This is a genomic window from Dysosmobacter sp. Sow4_B12, assembly GCF_052116665.1.
GTDB lineage: Bacteria > Bacillota > Clostridia > Oscillospirales > Oscillospiraceae > Oscillibacter.
The window spans coordinates 46966-72235 of record NZ_JBQKKR010000001.1; the positions used below are offsets into that span (position 1 = coordinate 46966).

A 25270-nucleotide genomic window follows, 5' to 3' on the forward strand; every position below is an offset into this window, starting at 1 on the left:
CCATGGAAACAAAACGGGTATCTTACCGCCTTCCCAAGGAGCATGGCCCCAAGGTGGTTGCCATCGGCGGCGGCCACGGTCTTTCCACCATGCTGCGGGGCTTGAAGCACTATACGGAAAACCTCTCCGCCGTGGTGACCGTGGCGGATGACGGCGGCGGCTCCGGCATGCTGCGCCAGGACCTGGGCATGCCGCCTCCGGGGGACATCCGCAACTGTATGGAAGCGCTTGCTAACACGGAGCCGCTGATGAGCGAACTGCTCCATTACCGCTTCACAGAGGGGTCTCTTGCTGGCCAGAGCTTCGGCAATCTTTTCCTGGCTGCCATGAACGGCATCTCTCCCTCCTTTGACGTGGCGGTGAGCCGCATGGGGGAGGTCCTGGCCCTAACGGGCCGGGTGCTTCCGGTGACCACGGCGGATGTGCAGCTGGAGGCGCAGTTTGAAAACGGCGCCAGCGTCATCGGTGAGTCGAAAATCTTCTACTGTAAGAAAAAAGAGGACTGCCGCATCCGCCAGGTGCGGCTGCTGCCGGAGCATCCCAAGGCCCTGCCGGCGGCTATGGAGGCCATCCGGGAGGCGGATATGATCGTTCTGGGTCCCGGCAGCCTGTATACCAGCATCATCCCCAACCTGCTGGTGGACGGCATTGTGGAGGCGATTCGAGCCTCCGATGCCTTGAAGATCTACGTGTGCAATGTCATGACCCAGGAGGGGGAGACAGAGGGCTACACGGTCTCCGACCACATCCGGGCCATTTTCGAGCATTCGGTGCCGGACCTGTTCAGTCTGTGCCTTACCAATTCCTCCCCCATTCCCAAGGGCGTGGCCGCACGGTACGCCGAGGAGGGAGCGGAGCTGCTGCGGTGCGACCGGGAGGCCTGCGCCGCTTTGGGGGTGGAGGTCATCAACCGGCCGGTGGCCACGGTGAAAAACGGCTATGTCCGCCACCACCCCGGCCATCTGGCCCGGGAACTCATTCTGCTCCATGCAGAGCGCAGCGTCCGCATCGCCGGTGACAGCTTTGACTACCGGGATGACACCTACCGGGTGGAGAAGCGGTGAACGCCATGGAATACGAAGAGAGAGGAAGCATCCATGTCCTTTTCCTTTGATACGAAAAACGAGCTGTGCCGCCTGCCGGTGCAGCGCCTATGCTGTGCCCGGGCGGAGGCTTACGGCATCCTGCTCTACTGCAACACCTTCCACTCGTCGGAGGTCCGGGTGGTGACGGAGAATCCGAACTTCGCCGCCCGGCTGCCCCGCCTGTTCCACAGGGCCTTCGGCCTGCGGTTCGACCGCCAGCCGGAGCCGGAGGCGGAGGGAAAGCTGGTGTTTCAGATCACGGAGCGTAAGAAGCTGGACCATATCACCAACACCCTGGGCTTTGACCCCCGGCAGAACCTGGTGCTCCACATCAATTTTGCGCTTCTGGAGGAGGAGTGCTGCCGGTCAGCCTTCCTGCGGGGCGTATTCTTTGCCGGCGGCAGCATCACAGATCCCTTGAAGCGCTACCATTTGGAGCTGACTACCTCCCACGGCCAGGTGAGCCGGGAGCTGGAGGTCCTGCTGCGGGAGAGCGGGTATCCGCCCAAAAGCGTTACCCGTAACGGAAGCTTTGTGACCTATTTCAAGCAAAGCGACCAGATCGAGGACTTTTTGACCTTGATCGGCGCGCCGGTGGCGGCCATGAATGTGATGACCGCCAAAATGGAAAAGGACCTGCGCAACAGCGTGAACCGCCGGCTCAACTGTGACAGCGCCAATGTGGACAAAGCCGTCGGCGCCGCCCAGGAACAGCTGGAGGCCATCCGGAAGCTGGACGCGGCGGGACTGTTGGAAAAGCAGCCGGATAAGCTCCGTCAGACCGCGGCCCTGCGGGCGGCAAACCCCGAGCTGACCCTTTCCGAGCTGGCGGAGGAATTTGACCCGCCGGTGACGAAGTCCTGCCTGAACCACCGGCTGCGAAAGCTTATGGAGCTGTCAAAAAACCTGTAAAAGAAAAATATATTACATAAAAGAATGGAGAAATGTATCATGGATCGTTGCGAACTGGCATTACAATATCACCACAGCGGCTACAACTGCGCGCAAAGCGTGCTGATGGCCTTTGAGGACCTAACGAAGCTGGAGACCGCCACGGGCCTCGCCATGGCCGGCGGTCTGGGCGGCGGCGTAGGTGCCACCCACCAGGAGCTGTGCGGCGCCGCCAGCGGCGCGGTCATGACCCTGGGGCTGCTGTTTCCCTTTACCGACGGCGCCGACGCCGAGGGCAAGCGGCGGGCCTATGCCCAGGCCAAGGAGTTTTTGCAGCGCTTCCAGGCCCGGTTCGACGGGCTGAGCCGCTGCGGCGACCTGCTGCGCTCCCGCATCGAGCCCACGGAGGAAAAAACGCCCGCCGCTGTCCGGCTGGGTGTGGACAAGCACTGTGACATCCTCATCGTCACCGCCGTGGAGGTTTTGGAGGAAATGCTGGCGGAGCGGAGCTGACCGCTTTTGAGGGCGGACGGCGGGTTTTATCTGGCAAAGACCGGCGGCCTGTGCTGGCTTTTACTGACGAAGCTGACGCCGGCACTCAACCGCCGCCAGCAGCGGGAGACCATCGCCTTTATGGAGGAAAACCTCCTGCGGGAATCGGCAGCCCCGGGAAAGGAGAATCTGAAATGAAGCGGGAAATGGATTGCTTCTGGGCCCGCCGCCTGGGCTGCGGCCTTGTATGCGCCGGCTTTGCCGCGCTTCCCATAGGTGCTTTGGTGCGCTGGATGGGATTTGGAGACCCTGGCGTACTTGGTGTTCTTTGCTGCGGCTGGCTCCTCTGTCTGTGCCTTTGTGGGAACCATGTGCTGGTGAATGGATGCGTCTGCCCCAAATGCGGAGCACCGCTGCAAAGACCCTTTCGCATGATGTCGCCCATCCCGCATTCCTGTCCGAACTGCGGCGAGAGGCTGGAAAAGACTTGCCGCTTTTGAGAGCGTTCACGAAAAAAGGAGAACGATCCGGATGTCCCGCAGCTACGAATTTCACAGCCCCCTGCCGCCGGAGCAGCTCCCCCGCATCTTGCCGGGGGAGACCCGGTTTCAAGACCGGACGGCAAAGCTGGAGGTCTGCATCAGGACCAGGTGGAAGGGCAGGCGCTTCACGGTGACCAGGACCACCGTGCGCCGCTATACCGCGGAAGACGGCTGGGTCCCGAGGGGCCACTGTGTGGGTTGGACCAAGGGGCGGCGCATGGACTGGCAGTGGAACAATCCCTTTTGCGGCCAGGTCTGTCCCGACGGACAGGGGGGGCAGCGTCCTGTCCGGGCGGTTCCGCATCCATCCGGCGGGAAAGCTACTGTTCGCGGTCTTTGCGCTCGTGATCGTATACAGTTTATTGTTTTTATCGGCCCGCAGTGTGGAGACCCTGGTGGTGGCGATCATCGCGGCGGCGCTGTATCTGCGCCAACTTGTCCACGCTTACAGGGCCATTGACTCCTATGATGGTGCGGAAGAAATTTTACACTTTTTGTGGGAACATTTTTAGGAAGTTGAGGAATAGCCTATGTCCTTTGTCCATTTACATGTCCATACGGAATACAGCCTGCTGGACGGCGCCTGCCGCATCCGGGACCTGCCCAAGGTGGTGAAGGACATGGGCCAGACCGCCTGCGCCATCACGGACCACGGCGTTATGTACGGCGTCATCGACTTTTACCGGGCCTGCAAGGCGGAGGGAGTCAAGCCCATCATCGGCTGTGAAGTGTACGTGACCCCCAAGGGCCGCTCCCGGTTCGACAAAGTCCACGAGTTCGACGCGGAGAGCCGCCATCTGGTGCTGCTGTGTGAGAACGAAGAGGGCTACCGCAACCTCTCCTACATGGTGTCTATGGCCTGGACAGAGGGCTTTTACATCAAGCCCCGGGTCGATTTGGCGCTTTTGAGAGAGCACAGCAAAGGCCTCATCGCCCTGTCGGCTTGCCTTGCCGGTGAGCTCCCCCGGATGCTGCGGAACGGGGAATACGAAAACGCCAAGCAGTATGCTCTGGATATGGCGGACATTTTCGGGCCGGACCATTTTTACCTGGAGCTCCAGGACCACGGCATTCCGGAGCAGGCGGAGGTGGACCGGGGGCTTCTGCGTATCCACCAGGAGACAGGCATCCCCATGGTGTGCACCAACGACGCCCACTATCTCCGCAAGGAGGACGCCGAGGCCCACGATGTGCTGCTGTGCATTCAGACGGGCAAGACCCTGGACGATGAGAACCGCATGCGCTACGAGCCCAGGAACTTTTACCTCCGCAGCGAGGCGGAGATGGCAGCGCTGTTCTCCGGCTATGAGGGCGCTCTGGAGAACACGGCCAAAATCGCGGATATGTGCGAGCTGGAGTTCACCTTTGGCAAATACCACCTGCCGGAATTCCAGCTGCCTCCCGGCTATGACAGCTTTTCCTATCTGAAAAAGCTCTGCGACGAGGGATACCGGGAGCGGTATGGGGAAAACGACCAGTACCGGGACCAGCTCTGCTATGAGCAGGACATGATCGAACGAATGGGCTTTACGGACTACTTCCTCATCGTGTCCGACTTTGTCCGCTACGCCAAAAGCGTGGGGATCCCTGTGGGCCCGGGCCGCGGCAGCGCGGCGGGCAGCATGGTCAGCTACTGCCTCCATATCACGGACATTGACCCTATGAAGTACAGCCTGTACTTTGAGCGGTTTTTGAACCCGGAACGGGTCAGCATGCCGGATATTGACATGGATTTCGGAGACACCCGGCGGGGTGAGGTGGTAGACTATGTCCGCCGGAAGTACGGCGACGACCACGTGGCTCAGATCGTGACCTTCGGCACTATGGCTGCCCGGGGCGTCATCCGGGATGTGGGCCGGGTCATGAATATGCCCTACGCCGATGTGGACCAGATCGCAAAGCAGGTGCCCAACACCCTGCATATCACGCTGGACGACGCCCTGCGGCTTTCCAAGCCCTTGGCGGAGCTGTACGACCGGGATGAGCAGGTGAAAAAGCTCATCGATACCGCCAAGGCGTTGGAGGGCATGCCCCGGCACGCCTCCACCCATGCCGCCGGCGTGGTCATCACCAAGCGGCCGGTATATGAATATGTGCCCCTGGCGAAAAACGATGAATCCGTGGTGTGCCAGTATGTCATGACCACTCTGGAGGAACTGGGCCTTTTGAAGATGGACTTCCTGGGCCTGCGGAACCTGACCGTGCTGGATGACGCGGTGAAGCTGGTTCGGGCGGAGCACCCGGACTTCCGCCTGGAGGATATTCCGGAGGACGATAAGGCCACCTTCGACATGATCTCCGCCGGCAAGACCTCCGGTGTGTTCCAGATCGAATCCTCCGGTATGACCGGCGTGTGCGTGGGTCTCAAGCCCAAGAGCATCGAGGACATTACCGCCGTGATCGCGCTGTACCGTCCCGGTCCCATGGATTCTATCCCCCGGTTCATCGCCTGCTCCCAGGACCCCAAGAAGGTCACCTACAAGCACCCGGCTTTGAAGCCTATCCTGTCAGTCACCTACGGCTGCATCGTCTACCAGGAGCAGGTCATTCAAATCTTTCAACAGTTGGGCGGCTATTCCCTGGGCCAGGCGGACATGGTGCGCCGCGCCATTTCTAAAAAGAAAGCCGCCCAGATCCAGAAGGAAAAGGACGCTTTCATCCACGGTGACAAGGAGCGGGGCATTACAGGCTGTGTGGCCAACGGCATCCCGGAGGAGACCGCCCAGGCCATCTACCAGGAGATCTACGACTTTGCAAACTACGCCTTCAACAAGGCCCACGCGGTTTCCTACGCGGTGGTGGCTTATCAGACGGCGTATTTCAAGTGCCATTTCACCAAGGAGTATATGGCGGCGCTGCTGACCTCCGTGCTGGACAACTCGGACAAGGTGTCCGGTTATATCAACGAGTGTAAGGACTGCGGCATCCGTCTGCTGCCGCCGGACATCAACCGCTCCAGCGACTGCTTCACCGTGGAGGAAGACGGCATCCGCTTCGGTCTGGTGGCTATCAAGAACATCGGCCGCGGCTTTATCCAGGCGGTCATGCGGGAGCGGGAGAGTGCCCCGTTCACCTCTCTCACGGATTTCTGCCAGCGGATGAACGGCAGCGATATGAATAAACGGGCGGTGGAGAATCTCATCCGCAGCGGCGCCTTTGACTCCCTGGGTGCCCGCCGCTCCCAGCTGATCCAGGTATATGAAAAGGTCATGGATTCCGTGGCGGACCAGCAGCGGAAAAACCTGGAGGGTCAGATGGACTTTTTCTCCATGGCGGCTGGGGTTTCCGGCGGAACAGCTCCTGTGAAGGAGATCACCTTGCCGGATATTCCGGAGTTCACCCCCCAGGAGCTCATGAACATGGAGAAGGAGACCACAGGTCTTTACCTCTCCGGCCACCCCATGGACCAGTACCGCCGGCAGGTGCAAACGCTCCATGCCCCCACCATCGGCTCCATTCTGGAGGACTTTGCCCAGGAGGGCGGACCGGAGCGCTTTGCCGACGGCCAGCGTATCACCATCTGCGGTGTGATCACCTCCAGCAAAACGAAAACGACCAAAAATAACAGCCTCATGGCCTATGTTACTGTGGAGGACGACACTGCCTCCATGGAGCTCCTGTGCTTTTCCCGGGTGCTGGATACCTGCGGCGCCTACTTAAAGGAGAACCAGGCGGTGGTGGTGAAGGGGCGCCTGTCCGTCCGGGACGAGAAGGCACCCCAGGTCATGTGCGATTCTGCGTACCCCCTTTCCGGGACGGATGTCCCGGCGGACCGGCAAGGCGGCGCGGAGGAGAAGAGCCAGGTGCTGTATTTGAAATTCCCCAGCCTGGACCATCCCTCCATCCGCCATATGAAGCTGGTGTTCAGCATGTTCCCCGGCAATACCCAGGTGAAAATGGTCATGGCGGATACCCGCAAGGTTTTTGCCGCCCGGGTCCTGCTCCACAAGGCCCTCCTCCAGGAAGCCAGGGAAACCTTGGGAGAAGAGAATGTCGTGGTCAAATAAAGCAGCGCCGCTCCAGATAGGGCGGCGCTGTTTCATGTTCATTTTTCGCTTTTCATATCCTGTCCGTCGCTGAGCAGTACATTCATGATCTCGCTGTACAGCTTTTCCGGTGTCTTGCGGAACCGCTCCGCCAGCATGACGGCCATGTCCTCCCGGACGGCCATGACCTTTAGGTCCATGATGCTGCCTGTGTCGTCATCCAACGCCATGCTCACGGTATAGGTGCCGTTGGGCCGCTTTTCCCAAGAGGCGCGCACCTGGCTTTTCCGCCGGAGCTTCCGGTTGCAGGTGGCCAGGTTTTTGTCGCACTGGAGCCGGACGGAATAGGGCAGGGAGGACTCGCAGATACGGCTGTTCCGCAGGCCCTTGTCGGTGATGGCGTACAGTCCATCCTCCGACAGTGTCAGATGCTCCGTTTTCACCAGGTCGTTGAGACACTCGGAAAAATCGAAATAATCCACACCGTCATCGCACATGGTCAGATCCAGCACCGTGTCGAAGGGGATGGGCTCGATGACCCGGGCGGTGATATAGAGGATGAGGAATTTGATCTCCAGCTTGTCGTGGATAAAGCCCCGGCCTGCCATAAACATACACCTCCAGATGTTGTTTCATATTGATTTACAGTATACCGCATCTGGTGGCGGTTTGTACAGTGGCAAAACGAAAAAGGTCGGATTTTGCTTGACGGCTCTGGAAGACGCTGGTATCATGAGGTTAACCATAATACGAAAGGCGGCGGCCCTATGAGAAAGCGGTTCCTGGCGATGCTTCTGGCGGCAATGATGGTGGTTTCCCTGGCGGGATGCGGGAAGGAGGAGGCGCCGGCGGAGCCGGTGATGGAGCCGGAGCCGGTAGCGGAGCCGCAGCCGGAACCGGAGCCCCAGCCGGAACCGGAGCCTTACGTTCCGGCGGGCAGCAATCCCCTTACCGGAGAACCGATGGAACCGGAGCTTGAGAAAGACCGTCCGGTGGCCGTCATGTTCAACAACTTGAAGGCGGCCCAGCCTCAACTGGGCGTCAGCCAGGCGGATATCATCTACGAGGTCCCCGCCGAGGGCGGCATCACCCGGATGCTGGGTGTGTTCCAGTCCTTGGAGGGCGTGGGCACATTGGGCAGCATCCGCTCCTCCCGGCCCTATTATCTGGAGCTGGCGCTGGGTCACGACGCCCTATATGTCCATGCGGGAGGCAGCCCGGAGGCCTATAAGGATATCCCCGCCTGGGGCGTGGACAACATGGACGGCGTCAACGGCGGCTCCGACGCCAAGATCTTCTGGCGGGACGCCGAGCGCCGCAAGACCATGGATTACGAGCACACCCTGGTCACCTCCAGCGAGAAGATCCAGGAGTACGCGGAGGGCCATTTCCGCACAGAGCACAAGGATGGCTATGTGTATACCCAGGCCTTTGTCCAGGACGGCACCCCTGCCGGCGGCGCCCCGGCGGAGCACGTGACGCTGAAATTTTCCAATTATAAGACCGGAAAATTTGACTATGACAGCGATTCTAAGCAGTATCTTGCCAGCCAGTACGGCGGCGCCTATACCGACGGCGCCACTGGGGAGCAGGTGAGCGCCACCAACGTACTGGTGCTGGAGACCGCCATTTCCGTCATCCCCGGGGACAAGGCGGGCCGGCTGACGGTACAGCTGACCGGCAGCGGCGACGGCACTTATTTTTGCGGCGGCAAAGCCATGACCATCCGCTGGAGCAAGGCGGACCGCAACAGCCAGTTCGTCTACACCCTGGCCGACGGTACGCCCTTGACCATGGGCCAGGGCAGGAGCTACGTGTGCATCATGAGCCCCAAGACCAGCACGCTGTCCTACGAGTAAAAAACACAAACAGGAGCCGCCCGGCCAGGGCGGCTCCTGTTCGTTTATTTGCAGCAGAATTTGGCATCCTCGTAGTTTTCCGGAGTGTGGATGGTGTTGGGCGGGAAGAACTCGCCCACAGGGAAGGAGATGTTGCGGAACACGCGGCAGGGGTCCACGTTGCCGCTCTCGCCGCTGTTGCAGGTGCACTCCTTGTCGGGCATGCAGTAATCGAACACCGGAACCAGCAGTTGGGAATCCCGCTCCAAACGGACGATGGAGAACTGACCCAGGGTCACGTAGATGCGGCGGGAGTCGTCACCGCTGGACAGCTCTCCGTCAAAGCAGCCGTTGACGAAGGACGGCACCTCGCACAGGTCGCAGTCGCAGTCCCGCTTTCCGCAGCAGTCCAGGATGCGGGCGTCCAGCACGATGGGGTCCACGGCCTCCACCACTGCCACCGGGGCGTTGGCCCGGCGCATCATTTGGATGTCCGGCTCTCCGGTCCGCAGCTCGGAGGAGAAAATTTTGGCGTTGCCCTCGCTGCCGAACAGGATGACCCGCTTGTCAAAGACGCACAGGCCCTCCACGGTGACAGGGGCGGGGCAGCTGAGATAGGCCTGGAGAGTGACGGCGTAGAAAAACCGCATATCCACCGTGTAGAAGCCGCGGTTGAAGCTGACGGGCTCCACATCCACGTACACATACAGCAGCCGGGCGCTGCCGCCCTTCACGGACAGGGCGCGGTTGATAACGTCCACATACTGCATCTTGGGATAGAACCGCAGGTCCTCTACACAATCCTTGTCACGGCAGGAGTCGTAGATCTTTCGGGTGTGGATACAGACTGCCTCCCGGACGCCTTCGCAGTCCGACACGGGACCGGGCATGACTTTCTCGGGCATGGTGATACCTCCTAATAAGTAACTGGGTGAAAGCATGGTGTCTTTCAATCCAGTGTATGCCGGGCGGCGGGGAAGGTGCGGAAAGAGCCGCTCCGGTGGAAAAAGCCGCTGCGGAGAGCGTCGTCCGCAGCGGCGTATGGAGGGGAATTTCTGCGCGCCTGGCAGCCTAGGCTTCCAGCAGGCGGATATAGTGATTGGCCTCCCGCAGAACGTGGTCCGCCAGCAGCGGCAGGATGATGGAGCGGATGCGGCAGGCCTCGATGCCTTCCACCCCGGCCTGCTTGAAGTCCCGGAACTTTTGGGTCAGCGCCAGGACGTTCCCGCAGCGCATAGTCTTGTCGTTGGCCGCCGACGCATTCTCCAGCAGGCGTTTGTAGTCCGCCGCGAACTCGCCTGCGGTATCGATGAGGGCATCCTCGCTGGGGTCCAGCAAGCCCCGGATGAACAAGGCATGCTCCATCATGATCTGATTCCAGAAAAGCTCTTCGTTGTTTATTTCCTGGCAGCGGCAGCTGTCGCCTTCTTCCAAAGCGGTCAAATGCGCGCGGTAGTGGCGGGCTTCCCGAAGAATGTGGGCCAGCAGCAGCGGATAGTTGGCGGTGGCGAGACAGCAGGCGTTGACGCTGCGTAAAAGCCGCTCCTTGAAAGAGATAAGGCCGTCTGCCAGCCGCAGCCCGTCCCGGTTCAGTTGGCGCACCTGCCGCAACAGGGCCGGGGAGAAGCAGGGCTCCGCGTCACACCCGCAGCATGTCAAGCGCTTTTCCCGGGCGGTCAGTCCCCGGTTGATGGCGATCCCGGTGAAACGCTGGGTCTGACATTCGGCCCGATCAGTGAATTCGGTGAACAGCTCACCGGATTCCACCACACAGCACCGTGCCACATGATCGCTCAGCGCGATGGACCGGGACAAAAGCGATTCAAAGCTTCGTAAAAACCACTCCGCCTCTTTTGCCAGATTCCCGTTGGGTGGGAGAAAGCCGGCTTTCAGAAAGTATGCGTGTTCCTTCATAATACGCGCGAAAAATAAATGCAGCTCCAGGGAATGAACCACGTAATCCTGGGTTCTGTCCATCATTCATACGCCTCCTCATGACGATCCATGATAGGGCAGTATATGGAAAGAACGTGCTGTCAGTGCATGGGTTCACTCCCGCTTCAAATCCCCTGTGGCGGGATTATCCAGCAGCTTGCCTTCCCCTGTGAACCGGGAGCCGTGGCAGGGGCAGTCCCAGGAGTGCTCCTGGGGGTTCCATTTCAAGGCACAGCCCATGTGGGGGCAGCGGGGAGATGTCGGCGTCAGCAGGTTTACAGTGGCTTTTGCCATGTTGGAGAAAAGCCGGGGACGCAAAGATGTTCGGGACGGGGAGAATACCTCGGCGTAGGGATTTTTTCTTCCCAGCACCAGGTCGCACAGGAGCATGGCTGCCGCCATGGAAGAGGTCATCCCCCATTTGTTGAAGCCGGTGGCCACAAAAAGGCCCGGCGTATGCCTGCTATACTGGCCGATATAGGGCACGCCGTCCAGACTCATGCAGTCCTGGGCAGCCCAGCGGCAGACTTCCCGGGACTGGGGATAGTGAGCCGAGGCAAAGGCCTCCAGCTCCCTCCAGGCGCCGCCCTGGCTGCCGGTGCGGTGGGCGCCGCCGCCCAGAAGCAAATAACCTTGATGATTTCGGAAGGATAATCCGCCTTCCGCCTCATCCACATACATGCCGTCCAGCGCCGGCCCGCCGTCCAGGGCCAGCACATAGGAACGGTGTTGATACAGCTTTAAAAAATAGCCGCCGTGCTTGTTCAGAAGGGGAAAGTGGGTGGCTACGATGATTTTTTCGGCCCTAATGCTGCCGCGGTCTGTGACCACGGTATTCCCTTGAAAGGCCCGGACTGCCGTGTGCTCGCGGACGGGGAGGTCCCGGGCGATGCCGGCGGCGAACTTCAGCGGGTGAAACTGGGCCTGCCGCTCCAGCTTGACGGCGCCGGCTACCTGGAAAGGAAGGGGCGGCTTGCCGGTGTATTCCGCCCGGACGCCGATCTCCTCCAGGGCCCGCAGCTCCCGCTCCAGCTTATCCGGGCTGCTGACGGAATAGACATAGGAGGGCTTTTCCTCATAATCACAGGGGAACACCCTGCACAACTGCCGGTATCGCCTGAGTGCCGCGTCGTTGGCCTTCCAGTACGACCGGGCGGCGTCCGGACCGAATTGCCGCAGCAGCCTGTCGTAGATGAGGCCGTGCTGCACGGTGAGCTTTGCCGTGGTGTTGCGGGTGATGCCGCTGCAGATGGTGTCGGCTTCGATGAGAAGGCATTGGACGCCGGCTTGGACCAGGGCATATGCGCATAAAAGACCTGCCAGACCTCCACCGATGATCAGCACGTCGGTTTTTGCGTCTTGCTCCAGAGAGGGAAAGGAGGGCAGGGCGGTATCCGCCCAGAGAGAGTCCATCATAATCATCACCGGTGCCTAGTATGTGCAGCAGGAAGAAAACCATTGGCGGAAATAAGAGGAACTTTTGAAAATGTAATCTACTTTACACCCTAGGTATACACGCATTGATGTTTACCGAAAGCCCCCTTATAATGGACTCAATACGAGGCGGGCTTTCAGGCGCGGAGGGCTGCCGACAAGGTGTGTGAAAGATGAAACGTGACAAGATCAAACTGATTTCCGCAATGACCATTCTGGGCACCATCAGCATTGTGCGCAGAAATATTCCGTATGCGTCAAGCGTTGTCTCCCTTGTCAGAGGCTTGATCGGGTGCTTATTTTTGCTGCTCCTGCGGCTTGTACAGAAAAAACCCATGAATCTGCCCAATATCAGAAAAAATTTCTTTTTGCTGTTTGTGTCCGGCGCGCTGCTTGGCATTAACTGGATCGTTTTGTTTGAAGCATATCTTGTGCATGATTCCTTGATAGAGCGTATTGCGTAAAAATCCGTGCGTCAAGGATGCTTTGCACCGCTGCGCGGCTTCGTCCTTGACCCACATATTTTCACGCAATGTATTGTATTCAAGGAATCAATATACATCTGTGCTGCCGGACGGCATCTGGAAAGGGCTAAGCGACTTATGAAGGTTCAGCAATCTACGAAATAGCTATGACGGCGCCCTTGCGGCGATCCACGAGGATAGACGGTAGTGCTGGCGGAGAACCATTGTCCTGTGGTACCCAATCCACGTATAACAGAGTGGCCAATGGCGGAAATCTGCATCGTCTTAGCCCCTTTCAGATGCCGTTTGGTATTCTGCTCATAACAGCTTTTCAATATCGCTGTCAGGATTCTTCCATACCCGCTCAAAGCGGTAGTCATAGAGGAAGAAATGCACCATGCGGTCAAGGTGGGTTTGATCCTCCAGATGCGTCTTATCAAACCCGATCAGCAGGAGATCGTCAAAGTCACCAGGCTTTTCTTGAAACTTTGGAATCACGGGAATTTGTAGTTTTCCTTTGCCGGGAAATTGATTGCGGAGCAGGGATTGGCTGGTACGGTAGTTGTAATTTTCTTCGGTCATGTGGAACCTCTGTACATAGTAAGGAATAAGTCCTTCTATATGCAGGCCCCAAAATAGAAAAAGTTGCACATTTCCGTGCAACAGAATCAAAAACTTTACAAATATGCAATAAAAAATCGGTGAGTCCTTTCAGGACTCACCGATGGTCGGAGTGTAATTATAGGATCTCAAAAAACACAGATATATCAATGGTTTGCTGGTAGTCGGCAAGAGGTATTCATCCTGAGAAAACAATTTTAACGCTACCACCCAATTTTGAGCGGTGACTTATTCTTTTGCAAACTTTTCAAAAGCAAATTTACGTATATTAGGGTAAGCTGACTTGTCAACCTGTCTGGCAGCAGTAACAAGGCCACGTAGACGCTGACGACTTTTTTTATCAGTGGGATTATTGCGAAGATATTCATGTTCAAACATAATCTTTTTCCTAAGTGAGTTCTTGACGGTGGCTTTGCCCTCACTATTGATAATAACACCCGTCACCAATTTAGGATATGTTCTGGAATACCCTTTCACTTTTTTTCGGGAAACTTGGTAATTATATTTTCGGATAAGGGACAATACCGTTTTTCTAAATTCCGAGGATATGTTATGTTCGCTCGAAAATACCACATCATCTACATAGACAGTCATTATCACATCGTTATTATCTGACAACGCCTGTAATTCATCAAACATTTTGTGATTAACCAGATATGAAAGGATTTGACTTGTTGGAGCTCCAGAGATCAGATGATTATAGCATTTAACTCCTTTAGCTGCCAGAAAATCGTAAACTTCCGAAAGGAACTTTTGATCGAGCTTTTTAAGATCGATTGTTGTTAAGTTAGTCAGTACCTCGGCAACATCAGGAGAACAGCACAAATCTTCAAAGAAAAAGCGATAAACTGTTTCTCTGCTGATCGAAGGGAAAAATGCAGTCAAATCAATCTTATATAGATTCCGAGTGCCCTCGCCCAAATGCTGGCGAGCATTATCGGAGTATGATTTTCCCTTAATACCGGAAAAAACATTATCGGGCACTTCAATTTTTCCCAATAATGTTTTTATGCGTTTTTGTACAGTTTTCAATTCGGCCTGTGGAGGTTCAATAAGCCGAGGCTTTTTAGACATATCTACATAGGGACTAATCATCGAAACAACATAGTCTTGTTTTAACAAATCCCCATCTTTAATATGTAGAACATATTTTAGCATTTTTTTAGATTGAATTCCGTATAGTGGGCAATCAGTATATTTCAAAAGGCATTACACCTCAATTCTTAAAATGTGCTGGTGTTAGCTGTTGACTACTTTACCGATTATCCAACGGACAAAATCGGGAAGTAGTTCAGGGCAGCAAAAGGATACAGCCAGTACGGCTACTGCAATCAGTACAATGATGATCACAGCAACAGGAACATGAGAGCGAGTCTCATTCGTGGAAACCTTGTTATTGTCACCGTAAACATTGATATTGATGACAATATTGGGCTTGTCCGCTTTCTTCACGGAATTCACCTCCTTGTTATTATTGGCCCTCAAAATTGAGGGGACTTCCCATCCGCCAACAACAAGGAGATATTGCAGCCTTATATCCTAAAATCACACCAGCACAAATCCGACTTCCCAAACAGTTTGTTCTGCTCGGTCTAACACCAAATCACTTGACACGGTCACAACGAAACACACATACATACTGACTACAAGTGCAGTCACAGTGTTACCGTGTTCGTGTGTCACTGTGTCGGGGTGACGAGGTGCTGATGGCACTTCTGCCGGAGAAAATGCATCCTTACCCATAGGTACGATGCCGCCCGCGTTTTGATCACGAGCCAAACGAAGTCTGATCTGACCGCTCGTACTGACAATGTAATTATATCACAATAGGTCGAAAAAGAAAATAATAAATTGTAAATTCCACCCAGAGAGACTATGGGTGGCGTTTTCATACACCACAATCTGAAAGGAGGAGATACCCTATCTGCTGCCAGCCATCGGGCTGGTTTTTTTCATTTCACAACAAAGGAGGTTTTTTAGTGGCAGACGATAAAAAGACCATCAGCCCCGATGTGGGTACTCCCACCGAGGTCCCGGAGCAGCCCAACCCCGCTCCCGATCTGGCCGATGCCACCGCTCCCGCCCCGCTGGGGCCGGAGGCGCTGACCGTAGAGGAACAGCTCATTTTGGAGCATGAGGGACAAGCCGCACTCTTTGAAATGGGCGAGGCCGTACCCGATCCCGCCGACGCTGTTACCCACGCCGAGGTGGAGGAGCCTGCCGCGCCCGAAGTCCCCAAGGCTGAAAAGGAACAGGAGCAGCCGCTCACTCCCGGCAAGGACGATCCTACCCCGGCACATTCCGGCAAGGTGTTGAATTTTTCCGCCGCCCGTGACGAGGCGGCCGAGGAGGAGAAAAAGGCGGTCAAGCAAAAGCCACCCACGGAAAAGGACAAGACCACCAAACCAGGCAGAGGGCGTCCGCCCAAGGAGGGCAAGGCCGCTCCCGATAAGGCCAAGCCGCCCAAACCTCGGGACAAAAAGTCCCAAAGCAAGCCCACCCCGGAGAAGCCTGCCGTGGATAAGGGCGGCGCTCCCGCTGGCACGGAGGTCACGCCGGAGCCGTCTGCGCCCCGTGACGCCACCCGTGCCGAAAAAGAGGAGATCGTCTATCTCAATCTGTCTGACCTGCATCCGTTCAAAAATCATCCCTTTGGTGTCCGGGACGATGCGGAGATGCAGGGGCTTGTGGAGTCGGTCAAGGCAGCGGGCGTCAATCAGCCTGCGCTGGTGCGTCCCCGTGAGGATGGCGGCTATGAGATCATCGCAGGCCACCGCCGCCAGCGGGCAAGCGAGCTTGCCGGATTTGCGAATATGCCGTGTATCGTCCGCAACATGACGGACGATGAAGCCATCCTCGCCATGACGGATGACAATCTCCGCCACCGTGAGCGCATTTTGCCCACGGAAAAGGCGCAGTCACTCAAAATGCAGGTGGAGGCCATCAAGCACCAAGGCAGCCGCCCCGGCGAGGAGGACAAGGATGCCGGAAAACGCTCCACGCAGGTCGTAGGAGATCGCAACGGCATGAACTACAAGCAGGTGCAGCGGTATATCCGCCTGACCGAGCTTGTGCCGGATTTGCAGAAAATGGTGGACGAGAAAAAGCTGGCGTTCACCCCGGCGGTGGAGATCTCATTCATCCGCCCCAAAAATCAGAGGTATATCGCCGTGTCCATCGAGGGGCAGCAGTCCTCGCCCTCGCTGTCGCAGGCACAGAAAATGCGGGAGCTGGACAAGGACGGCAGGCTCAACGGCGATGTGATCGACGGTATTCTGTCGCAGGAGAAAAAGGAGGTAGACAAGGTGATCATCAATAGTGCGGAACTGGAAAAGTATTTCGGCAAGGACAAGTCCCCGAGGGAAATGAAAGACAGGATCATTTCTCTGCTGGATGACTGGAAAGCCAAGCAACCGCCCGAGCTGGGCAAGCCCGAAAAGAAAACGGATCTTGAAAAATGACCTTGGGACTTTTTGTCCCGAGGTCTTTCGTTTATGAATGGAGGTTTTTACAATGAAACGACCCCTCGCGTATATCACCGCCGCATGGTGCGGCAGCGACCACGAAAACATGAAGCTGGCGGCGCAGTATTGCCGCACGGTGTATGAGGCGGGCTTTTCGCCTATCTGCCCGACGCTCTATCAGCCGCTTTTCCTCAATGACGCCGTTCCCGAGGAGCATAAGAGCGGTATCGACATGGGGCGCGACCTGCTCCGCCGCTCTCATGTGCTGGTGGTGTGCGGTCATACCGTCACCGAGGCCATGAAGAACGACATCGCCGTTGCCCAGCGGCTGGGGATCACCGCCACTACCCTTGAGGGCATATTGACCGTCAAGGGACAGGGGCGCAGATAAGATGACGGCGCTCCGGCTGGGGAGCCTGTTTGACGGGATCGGCGTGTTCCCGCTGGCGGCGGTGCGCTGCGGCATTGAGCCAGTATGGGCAAGCGAGATTGAAAAAGCCCCTATCTCCATCACCAAGCGCCACTTTCCCGATATGGTTCACTTGGGGGATGTGACAAAGCTGGACGGGCGGGATCTCCCGCCCGTCCATATCATCACCTTTGGCTCACCGTGTCAAAATCTCTCGCAAATCGGCAACCGCAAGGGGCTTGCGGGAGAAAAGTCCAGCCTGTTTTTTCAAGCCATCCGCATTATCCGTGAAATGAGGGAGGCGACAAATGGTCTATTTCCAGCAATCGCTGTTTGGGAAAACGTCATGGGAGCGTTTTCATCAAATGACCGGATGGATTTTAGAGCCGTCCTATCCGCTTTCACAGACGCCGATGTTTCAATGCCTGCTTCTGGAAGATGGGCAGGAGCCGGAATGGTGCGAGGGCGAACGCCTGACCTCTCTTGGCGGCTCATGGATGCCCAGTATTGGGCAAGCCCCCGGCTGGCACGACGGCAGCGTATCTTTCTTGTGGCAGACTTTGGAGGACGGCGCTCCCACGAAATACTTTTTAAGCCCCGCACAATGCAGTCACTTTCTGCATCTGGCAGAGATAGCGGGCTGCCCGCCGCCTGCGGAGATCGAGGCTCTTTTATTGAAGCAGGGCGGCGCGTACCAGTTACCCGACCCTTTCAATGCTTCCGTATGCGGGCATCCGCCAAGGAGCGGACGGAAACAGCGTTCCGAAACAGCTTCGGACTGCCAACTGACCCTTTTCCCACTCTGTTAGCGGGCGGCATTTCGCCCTTTGCCTTTTGGTATGAGGACGATCCCTCCGGGGGCTGCGTCCGCTTTCCCACGGAAACGGAATGTGAACGGCTCATGGGGCTGCCGGAGGGCTGGACAAGGTACGGCGCGGACGGCGAGGAAATTCTATCCTCCCACCGTTACCGGGCATTGGGAAATGCCATCGCGCTGCCCTGTGCCGAATACATCATGGCGGGGATCGCGGAGGCGCTGACAAAAGGAGGTGCAAATGACGGTATTTGAAGCCTACATTACCAACCTCGGCAAATACTCCGAGGGGCAGCTTGTGGGCGAAACGCTGAAATTTCCGGCTACCACGGAGGAGGTGCAATCGCTCTTAAAGAACATCGGCGTGGACGGTGTGCGGTATGAGGAGCTTTTCATCACCGCCTTTGACGGCGATGTGATGGGCTTATACGACTATCTCACCGAGTATGAAAACTTGGACGAGCTGAACCATCTGGCGCATCTCATTTCCGAGCTGGACAGCGACGAGATCGAAACGCTGGAGGCCGTACTCAATAAGGGCGACCATACTTCCAGCGTGGCGGACATCATCAACCTTGTTCACAATCTGGACTGCTACGATCTGCACCCCGGCGTGACCGACGATGAAACGCTGGGGCGCATCTATGTAGAGGACATGGAGCTGTTGGATGTGCCGGATAATGTGCTGCCCTACTTCGATTTTGAAGCCTATGGGCGGGATATGCGGATCAACGAGGGCGGCCACTTCGCCCCCACGGGCTATCTGACCCGCAGCGGCGACTTTAAGGAGGTGTACCACGGCATCGAGGATATTCCTGCCGAACACCGCATTTTTGCGTACCCCAAATTGAATATCCGGGAGCAGATGGCGGCCTACAAGGAGGTCATAGACCGTTCCTCTTTGGAGGGCGAACGCCTGCACCCGAGAAAGGAGCATGATGACCGCTGACCTTGGGACATTTTGTCCCGAGGTCATATTTCTACCAGAGAGGAGGCGATGACGGCTGGTAGACGAGGATATTTCCCGGCGCACGATTGCCGTATCGGTAAAGGCGTCGAAGCTGACCGCTCGGGGGCTTGCCTTTTTCTGCCCTGGTGTTTGGCATTTGGAGCATTTACCCGTAGTAGAGGGCAAAGAGAAAGGATTTCTCCAACACCGGGTAGAAACCACTGCGTCCGGTGTCATTTTAGCGAAAGCGGGCAGGAATGCCCTTTACAGGATTAGTAGTAGCAGAAAAAGAGAAACAAACTTTTGTGGTTGCAGTTTTCCAAAAAAGTGGCGGACGGAAGTGAGAGAAAGTTTGCAGTCACGGAGAGCAAGTTTCTACCACGGTGCCAAAATCCGCAATTCTGCAGTTTTCTTTCGCTTCCACGCAAGCGTGAAAGCTCAATCATTCCGCAGCTCCTCCTCTCCCCAAAAAGTCTTTGACTTTTCGGGGGGCCTGATAGGGGAGAACGAGCGAACAACACCAGCGCCGCAAGTGGGACAAGCCACCCCACGGCCACGATCCGCAACCGGACAAGTTGGCCGCTTGCCCCTCCGGGCCGCCGCACCCCAGCGGGAGCGTCGCGCCGAGTATTGCTGTCTTATGACGGGCCAAGGAAATGTGCGTGGCGCTCCCGACTACCTTGGGACAACTTGCCCCGAGGAGGTGGCGAAAGGCGAAAGGCCAGCGCTCTTTACGGGCGCTGGCTTTTTCTGTTTCCCCAGCGGACAACGGGAATACGGATCGCAGATTGTTTTACTGTCACGAAAGGAGTGCGCTATGGCCGAAGCAACTTGCCGAGAAGAATATACATACCAAGTCGGAAAAATCACATTCATTGTCACGCCTGTCTACAAAGACGAGGGCGAGCCTATGCGTGACATTCTTTTGAAACTGATGCTGGCTGATTTAGAACCAGCATAACTGCTCCATCGACATCCTTAACATGGGCGGTCGGCAGAGGTATAATATAGATAGGATAAAACCTCTTGCTTGACTGCGGGAAGGAGGATATTTTGAAACAGTCAAGTAAGAAAATTACCCTCGGCACAGCCGCTCTTTATTGCCGCTTGAGCCGTGACGATAACATGGACAACGAGTCCAACAGCATCAGCAATCAGAAAAAGATACTGCAAAAGGCCGCCAAGGACAAGGGATATTCGGACACGATCTTCTTCGTGGATGACGGCATTACCGGCACTACCATGAAGCGTCCGGGTTTTCAGAAAATGATAACCGCAATCGAAGCCGGGTATATCTCGGCGGTATTCGTCAAAGACCTGTCCCGGCTGGGCCGCAACTACATTGAGGTCGGCAAGCTGACCGAGGAGTTTTTCCCGCTCCATGATGTGCGGCTGGTGGCTGTGTCGGATGGCGTGGATAGTGACGAGGGCGAGGACGATTTCACCCCGTTCAAAAATATCATGAACGAATACTACGCCAAGGACATTTCCAAGAAGCGCCGGATCGTCAACAAGATGAAAGGCAACGCTGGTATTCCGCTTTCACCGCCGCCCTATGGCTACATCAAAAACCCGGACGATCCCCGCTTTTGGGTGGTCGATCCCGAAGCTGCCGATGTGGTGCGCCGTATCTACCGCATGGCGCTGGAGGGATACGGACTGGCTGAAACCGCCGCCGCTCTCGGTGCTGATGGCATCGTCAATCCTACCTATTACTGGCGCAGCAAGGGTACAAGCCGGGGCGGCTCCAAGAGCACCTTGGAGCCTACCAAGTGGGGGCACACCACAATCAAGAAAATCCTTACCACACAAGAGTATTGTGGCGATGTGATCAACTTCAAAAGCTACTCCAAATCCTACAAGATGAAAAAGCGGATTGAAAACCCGGAAGAAAACCGGGCGATCTTCCTCAATGTTCACGAGGCCATCATTGATCGGCCTACTTGGGAAAAGGTACAGGCGCTGAAAGCCGGGACACGGCGCAAGCGTCCTACCGTTACCCAAGAGCCAAGCGTTTTTTCCGGCGTGATGAAGTGTCCCGAGTGTGGCGGCAATTTGAACTTCCATTTTAATCAGAATAACCATGACATCAAGTTTTTCAGTTGCCAAAATCATAATTCGGGACTGCGTAAATGCTCGTCTACCCACTATATCCGTCTGGACTTCTTGGAGCAAGTCGTTCTCTACGAGGTGCATCGGCTGGCCTGTTTCGCCAACGAGTATGAAAACGACTTTATCAAGGCTATGGTGGGCCGCTCGGCAAAGGTGGCTGAAAACGAGCGGGTACGCAAAAAGCGGGAGCTGGATGCGCTACTGGCCCGTGACCGGGAATTGGATACGCTCTTTGAACGGCTGTATGAGGACAATGTTTCCGGCAAGATTGACGATGCCCGGTTTGCGAAAATGGCAAAGCGTTATGAACAGGAGCAGGGTGAAAACGCCGGGCGTATTAAGACCCTGCGGCTGGAAGTGAAAAAGCTGGACGAAAAGCGTATGGATGTGGAGGACTTTTTGGAAACGGTACGCCGCTATACGGACGCCACTAAAATCACCAAGCGCATGGTAGCCGAACTGATAGACCACATTGAGGTATATCCAGCGGTCAAGGAGGATGGTGTAACCAACCAGCGGGTGACAATCCACTACAACTGCATCGGCGTGTTTGAGGTGCCGGATCGCCGGAAAATCCCTGAGCGGGATATTCTGCTGGAAACAAGACGAGGCGTAGCATTAAGCTACGCCCCGGCAGAGGTTGCGGTATAAGATTGGAAATAAAAAATGCGGAGTGCCCGTTACAGGATACTCAGATCCTATAAGGACACTCCGCATGGTCCGAGTGGCGGGAGTCGAACCCACGGCCTCATGGACCCGAACCATGCGCGCTACCAACTGCGCTACACCCGGATACAGCGACAACTATTATACGGAATTTCCAATGCAATGTCAAGGTCATATTGCGGAAAAACCTCTCATAGGTTTAAAAGAAGACCGAAGAAAGGGAGGGGTGGGTATGGCTATACGGCGGACACGGCGGAAGAAAAACACGTTTTCGGTTGAAAAACGGATTCGAAGCAGCGGGGCGGCTGTCCGGAAGACGGACTTGAGCACCCGGGAACGGCGCTGGCTGGCGCAATTGGTTGCTTGCGGCGGAATCTTTATCTTGATCGTGGCAGCAAAACTGCTCCTGCCCGGCCATTTGGAGGGCGCGCGAACGAGGCTGCAGAGCGTGTTGGAACAGAATATGGACATTCGGGAGGTATTTTCCGCAGTGGGGCAGGCGGCGGCCGGAGAAAAGCCTGTTGACAAGACATTGGATGAAGTCTACCAGGCGGTATTCCATCCCCAGGAGCGGAGTGAAGCGCTGCAAACAGCGGTGCTGCTGCAGGAAGTGCCCGGGCTCTCCAAAAACCGTGCCATGGACAGCCTGCGCGCTTTTCGGACAGAACGGGAGAAGACCGGAGAAGGCGGAGAAGCAGCCGATGGTGAGACAGGCGCCGGAGCGCTGGCCCTTGTGCTCTATTCTGATCAGAATCTGCCGGAACAGGTCAGCATGGAGCAGGCTATTTTGGGCTTTGCCTACTGCACGCCGGTGGTTGGGACGATCTCCTCCGGTTTCGGATACCGGGAGCATCCCACAGAGGGAGAGGAGCGGTTCCACTACGGGCTCGACCTGGCGGCAGACACGGGGATGGCTATCGCCTGCTTTGCGGACGGGACCGTGAAAGCGGTGGGAGAGAGCAGCAGCTACGGCAAATACCTCATTGTTTCCCACGAGGGAGGCTATGATACGCTGTACGCCCATTGCAGCCGCATTGAAGTTTCCTCCGGCACCAAGGTGAGCTTGGGACAGACCATTGCGCGGGTAGGGGATACCGGCATTGCCACGGGGCCGCACCTGCACTTTGAGCTCCACCGGGACGGAGTGTATCTAAACCCGGTCTACTATGTGGCTGTTTAGAGAAAAATTGCAGGTCAGCGGCGGCTTCTGGCTGCTGCTGGGATGGTTTCTCTATGCCAATGGCTGGCAGCTGCTGGCGGCGGTCCTGGCTGCCGCTGTCCTCCACGAGTCTGGCCACTGGCTGGCGCTGCGGCTCATGGGGGCGAGAGTGGCGTCTGTGGAGATCAGCGTGTTCGGCGCGGAGATGCGGACGGTAGGGCGGCTTTCTTACGGCGGAGAGCTGTTGGCGGTGCTGGCGGGGCCGGCGGTCAATCTGGCCGCGGGCGTGCTGTTGGCTGCGGCAGGGGAGCCGTGGCTGGAGGCGGCCGGTGCTCAAGTAGTGCTGGGCCTATTCAATTTGCTTCCGGTGCGCCCGCTGGATGGCGGCAGGGCGTTGGCTCTGGCAGTCAGCTGGGCGGCGGGACCGGCGGCGGGGGAGCAGGCCGCGGAATGTGTGAGCTTTTTGACGGCGTCGCTGCTGGCCTGCGGGACTGTCTGGCTCATGATAAAGACGGGAGGCAGCTTGTGGCTGCTGCCGGCAGTGGTGGGGTTTGCAGCCTCCGCCGGGAGAGAACTTGCGGGAAAGCGCACTTTTTTGTAAAATAATGCTTGCAATGAGCGTGCAATTATGGTATCCTATCATGGCTACAAAAGGGCGGTCCTCTGCCGTGCACGCGCTGAAAGCGCCATTGTGCCATGGAAAAGCGGCATGAACACCTATAATTTAGGAGGAAAATCCATGGATCTCATCAAAGAACTGAACAAGGAAACCCTGCAGAACGAAGTGCCCAGCGTCCAGATCGGTGACACCGTCCGCGTGCACGTGAAGGTCAAGGAAGGCTCCCGTGAGCGTATCCAGGTGTTCGAGGGCACCGTCATTGCCAAGAAGCATGGCGGCATCGAAGAGACCATCACCGTCCGCCGCATTTCTTACGGCATCGGTGTGGAAAAGGTGTTCCCCGTTCACTCTCCCTCCATTGCCACCATCGAGGTCGTCCGCAGCGGCGACGTCCGCCGTGCCAAGCTGTATTATCTGCGTGGCCGCGTGGGCAAGGGTGCCAAGGTCAAGGAGAAGCTCTAAGAAAGAGACAAGAAGAGAGGCGTTTACGCCTCTCTTTTTTGTTTGCTTGACGGGGAAAAGCTCTTGTGATTCATCCGGTTCTTTGTTATACTATTTAAATTAAACTGGAAGAGGATTGCGGTTATGGATGACATCATGGAAAAGGAGTCCCGGGAGGACCAGAGCTGGTACAGCTGGCTGCGGACATTGGTATGCGTGGTGCTGGCCACGGTGCTGGTTTTTACCCTGGTGGTCCGTATCGTTCGTGTGGAAAGGCAATCTATGCGGGAGACTCTGCAAAACGGAGATATCCTGCTGACGGTGAACCGGCATCTGGCGGGAGAGCTGAAGGCCGGAGATATTGTGGTGATAAAAAAGGAATACTTTGAGGATGGAAAGCCCATTGTCAAACGGATCATCGCCACAGAGGGGCAGACAGTGGACATCGACTTTGACGCCGGCGTGGTGTATGTGGACGGCCAGGCTCTGGAGGAGGACTATATCCGGGAGCCGACCTATCTGGACGAGGGACTGGAATTTCCCATCACGGTGCCGGAGGGCTGCCTGTTCCTGCTGGGGGACAACCGGAACAACAGCATGGACAGCCGTTATCCCGACCTGGGGCCGGTGGATGTCCGCTGTGTGATCGGCAAGGCGGTGGTGCTGGTGTTCCCGGGCAAGACCGCGGAGACCGGCAAACGTGACTTCGGCCGCATCGGCGGACTGTGAGGAGCAAATCATGCGGGAAAAGCAACAGGAAGAAAATAAAAAAGAAAACAGCCGGGAACTGTATGAATGGGTCCAGGCCCTGGTGGGCTCCGTGCTGACGGTGGTGCTGGTGTTCACCTTCGTCATCCGCCTGATCGGCGTGGACGGACACTCCATGGTCCCTACATTGCAGGACGGAGACCGGCTGCTGGTGCTGAACTCCATGCTGTACAGCGATTACAAGTATGGTGACATTGTTGTCCTGCGGAAAGAGGCCTTTTTGGAGGAGCCTATTGTCAAGCGGGTCATTGCCACAGAGGGGCAGACAGTGGACATCGACTTTGACGCCGGCGTGGTGTACGTGGACGGCCAGGCTCTGGAGGAGGATTATATCAACGAGCCCACCTATTTAGAGGAGGGCACGGAATTTCCCCTGACGGTGCCGGAGGGCAGTATTTTCGTCATGGGTGACAACCGCAACCGTTCCAGCGACAGCCGGGATTCCCGGCTGGGTACTGTGGATACCCGGTATGTCATTGGCAAGGCGGTATTTTTGGCGTTCCCCGGTGCCAATGAGGCCACGGGGAAGAAGGAGCTGAGCCGCATCGGCGTGATCGCCTAAGTTTTCATGAGCGCGTCAG

The 25270-nt window shown here is 56.8% G+C and carries 26 protein-coding genes and 1 tRNA gene; 19 read left to right on the forward strand and 8 right to left on the reverse strand.

Going from position 1 to position 25270, the window contains the following annotated elements:
* Positions 1–2 precede the first annotated feature (2 nt).
* The 6 genes from ACTQ4R_RS00280 to ACTQ4R_RS00305 all read left to right on the forward strand — a co-directional run bounded on the left by ACTQ4R_RS00280 (position 3) and on the right by ACTQ4R_RS00305 (position 7017).
* Entirely contained in the window at positions 3–1064 is a 1062-nt protein-coding gene (locus tag ACTQ4R_RS00280) for a gluconeogenesis factor YvcK family protein (protein ID WP_441624719.1), read from the forward strand.
* 33 nt (positions 1065–1097) lie between these two features.
* Complete coding sequence (gene whiA, locus ACTQ4R_RS00285; protein WP_441624720.1) at positions 1098–1997, forward strand: DNA-binding protein WhiA; 900 nt, start codon at positions 1098–1100, stop codon at positions 1995–1997.
* Positions 1998–2036: 39 nt separating this feature from the next.
* The gene (locus ACTQ4R_RS00290) at positions 2037–2489 is read left to right on the forward strand and encodes a C-GCAxxG-C-C family protein (protein ID WP_441624721.1); all 453 of its coding nucleotides are present in this window, start codon (positions 2037–2039) and stop codon (positions 2487–2489) included.
* Between the two features lie 6 nt (positions 2490–2495).
* Positions 2496–2666, forward strand: coding sequence for a hypothetical protein (locus tag ACTQ4R_RS00295; RefSeq protein ID WP_441624722.1), 171 nt, complete (start codon positions 2496–2498; stop codon positions 2664–2666).
* A gap of 688 nt (positions 2667–3354) precedes the next feature.
* Positions 3355–3522 carry a hypothetical protein gene (locus ACTQ4R_RS00300; protein ID WP_441624723.1) on the forward strand — a complete coding sequence of 56 codons (168 nt, stop codon included), beginning with the start codon at positions 3355–3357 and terminating at the stop codon, positions 3520–3522.
* 18 nt (positions 3523–3540) lie between these two features.
* A complete protein-coding gene (locus tag ACTQ4R_RS00305; RefSeq protein ID WP_441624724.1) occupies positions 3541–7017 on the forward strand; it encodes a DNA polymerase III subunit alpha in 3477 nt (1158 codons plus the stop codon).
* 38 nt (positions 7018–7055) lie between these two features.
* Here the strand turns inward: ACTQ4R_RS00305 and ACTQ4R_RS00310 are convergent, their stop codons facing one another.
* Positions 7056–7604, reverse strand: coding sequence for a DUF4364 family protein (locus ACTQ4R_RS00310; protein WP_441624725.1), 549 nt, complete (start codon positions 7602–7604; stop codon positions 7056–7058).
* Positions 7605–7763: 159 nt separating this feature from the next.
* Between ACTQ4R_RS00310 and ACTQ4R_RS00315 the strand changes: the two genes are divergently transcribed.
* Positions 7764–8855: a DUF3048 domain-containing protein gene (locus tag ACTQ4R_RS00315; RefSeq protein ID WP_441624726.1), complete on the forward strand. Its 1092-nt coding sequence runs from the start codon at positions 7764–7766 to the stop codon at positions 8853–8855.
* 44 nt (positions 8856–8899) lie between these two features.
* Here the strand turns inward: ACTQ4R_RS00315 and ACTQ4R_RS00320 are convergent, their stop codons facing one another.
* The 3 genes from ACTQ4R_RS00320 to ACTQ4R_RS00330 all read right to left on the reverse strand — a co-directional run bounded on the left by ACTQ4R_RS00320 (position 8900) and on the right by ACTQ4R_RS00330 (position 12185).
* Positions 8900–9739: a hypothetical protein gene (locus tag ACTQ4R_RS00320; RefSeq protein WP_441624727.1), complete on the reverse strand. Its 840-nt coding sequence runs from the start codon at positions 9737–9739 to the stop codon at positions 8900–8902.
* Positions 9740–9905: 166 nt separating this feature from the next.
* A complete protein-coding gene (locus ACTQ4R_RS00325; RefSeq protein WP_441624728.1) occupies positions 9906–10814 on the reverse strand; it encodes a DUF2935 domain-containing protein in 909 nt (302 codons plus the stop codon).
* 69 nt (positions 10815–10883) lie between these two features.
* Positions 10884–12185 (reverse strand): FAD-dependent oxidoreductase, encoded by a 1302-nt coding sequence (locus ACTQ4R_RS00330; RefSeq protein WP_441624729.1) that lies wholly within the window; start codon positions 12183–12185, stop codon positions 10884–10886.
* Between the two features lie 191 nt (positions 12186–12376).
* On the opposite strand from ACTQ4R_RS00330, the gene ACTQ4R_RS00335 reads away from it, so the two are divergent.
* The gene (locus ACTQ4R_RS00335; RefSeq protein ID WP_441624730.1) at positions 12377–12667 is read left to right on the forward strand and encodes a hypothetical protein; all 291 of its coding nucleotides are present in this window, start codon (positions 12377–12379) and stop codon (positions 12665–12667) included.
* Between the two features lie 318 nt (positions 12668–12985).
* Here the strand turns inward: ACTQ4R_RS00335 and ACTQ4R_RS00340 are convergent, their stop codons facing one another.
* From ACTQ4R_RS00340 to ACTQ4R_RS00350, 3 genes are all read right to left on the reverse strand, one after another.
* The gene (locus ACTQ4R_RS00340) at positions 12986–13249 is read right to left on the reverse strand and encodes a DUF4417 domain-containing protein (protein WP_441624731.1); all 264 of its coding nucleotides are present in this window, start codon (positions 13247–13249) and stop codon (positions 12986–12988) included.
* A gap of 267 nt (positions 13250–13516) precedes the next feature.
* Complete coding sequence (locus ACTQ4R_RS00345) at positions 13517–14491, reverse strand: reverse transcriptase family protein (RefSeq protein WP_441624732.1); 975 nt, start codon at positions 14489–14491, stop codon at positions 13517–13519.
* Between the two features lie 36 nt (positions 14492–14527).
* Positions 14528–14740, reverse strand: coding sequence for a hypothetical protein (locus ACTQ4R_RS00350; RefSeq protein WP_441624733.1), 213 nt, complete (start codon positions 14738–14740; stop codon positions 14528–14530).
* A 527-nt stretch (positions 14741–15267) separates the two neighbouring features.
* Here ACTQ4R_RS00350 and ACTQ4R_RS00355 point away from each other — a divergent pair.
* From ACTQ4R_RS00355 to ACTQ4R_RS00380, 6 genes are all read left to right on the forward strand, one after another.
* The gene (locus ACTQ4R_RS00355; protein WP_441624734.1) at positions 15268–16749 is read left to right on the forward strand and encodes a ParB/RepB/Spo0J family partition protein; all 1482 of its coding nucleotides are present in this window, start codon (positions 15268–15270) and stop codon (positions 16747–16749) included.
* A gap of 52 nt (positions 16750–16801) precedes the next feature.
* Positions 16802–17143, forward strand: a complete 342-nt coding sequence (locus ACTQ4R_RS00360; protein ID WP_441624735.1) for a DUF7768 domain-containing protein — start codon at positions 16802–16804, stop codon at positions 17141–17143.
* A gap of 1 nt (position 17144) precedes the next feature.
* Positions 17145–18230 carry a DNA cytosine methyltransferase gene (locus tag ACTQ4R_RS00365; protein ID WP_441624736.1) on the forward strand — a complete coding sequence of 362 codons (1086 nt, stop codon included), beginning with the start codon at positions 17145–17147 and terminating at the stop codon, positions 18228–18230.
* Positions 18217–18924 carry an antirestriction protein ArdA gene (locus ACTQ4R_RS00370; protein ID WP_441624738.1) on the forward strand — a complete coding sequence of 236 codons (708 nt, stop codon included), beginning with the start codon at positions 18217–18219 and terminating at the stop codon, positions 18922–18924. The genes ACTQ4R_RS00365 and ACTQ4R_RS00370 overlap by 14 nt, the downstream gene beginning before the upstream one ends.
* 817 nt (positions 18925–19741) lie before the next feature.
* Positions 19742–19885 carry a hypothetical protein gene (locus tag ACTQ4R_RS00375; RefSeq protein WP_325195414.1) on the forward strand — a complete coding sequence of 48 codons (144 nt, stop codon included), beginning with the start codon at positions 19742–19744 and terminating at the stop codon, positions 19883–19885.
* 92 nt (positions 19886–19977) lie between these two features.
* A complete protein-coding gene (locus ACTQ4R_RS00380) occupies positions 19978–21687 on the forward strand; it encodes a recombinase family protein (protein WP_441624741.1) in 1710 nt (569 codons plus the stop codon).
* A 65-nt stretch (positions 21688–21752) separates the two neighbouring features.
* Here the strand turns inward: ACTQ4R_RS00380 and ACTQ4R_RS00385 are convergent.
* Positions 21753–21828 (reverse strand) — tRNA-Pro (locus ACTQ4R_RS00385).
* Between the two features lie 262 nt (positions 21829–22090).
* Between ACTQ4R_RS00385 and ACTQ4R_RS00390 the strand changes: the two genes are divergently transcribed.
* The 5 genes from ACTQ4R_RS00390 to lepB (ACTQ4R_RS00410) all read left to right on the forward strand — a co-directional run bounded on the left by ACTQ4R_RS00390 (position 22091) and on the right by lepB (ACTQ4R_RS00410) (position 25251).
* The gene (locus tag ACTQ4R_RS00390) at positions 22091–22882 is read left to right on the forward strand and encodes a M23 family metallopeptidase (protein ID WP_441624743.1); all 792 of its coding nucleotides are present in this window, start codon (positions 22091–22093) and stop codon (positions 22880–22882) included.
* Positions 22869–23462, forward strand: coding sequence for a site-2 protease family protein (locus ACTQ4R_RS00395; protein WP_441624745.1), 594 nt, complete (start codon positions 22869–22871; stop codon positions 23460–23462). Before ACTQ4R_RS00390 ends, ACTQ4R_RS00395 begins: the two co-directional genes overlap by 14 nt.
* A gap of 138 nt (positions 23463–23600) precedes the next feature.
* Positions 23601–23942, forward strand: a complete 342-nt coding sequence (gene rplS / locus ACTQ4R_RS00400) for a 50S ribosomal protein L19 (protein WP_441624747.1) — start codon at positions 23601–23603, stop codon at positions 23940–23942.
* 123 nt (positions 23943–24065) lie between these two features.
* Positions 24066–24650, forward strand: coding sequence for a signal peptidase I (gene lepB, locus ACTQ4R_RS00405; RefSeq protein WP_441624749.1), 585 nt, complete (start codon positions 24066–24068; stop codon positions 24648–24650).
* A gap of 10 nt (positions 24651–24660) precedes the next feature.
* Positions 24661–25251: a signal peptidase I gene (gene lepB, locus ACTQ4R_RS00410; RefSeq protein ID WP_441624751.1), complete on the forward strand. Its 591-nt coding sequence runs from the start codon at positions 24661–24663 to the stop codon at positions 25249–25251.
* Positions 25252–25270 lie beyond the last annotated feature (19 nt).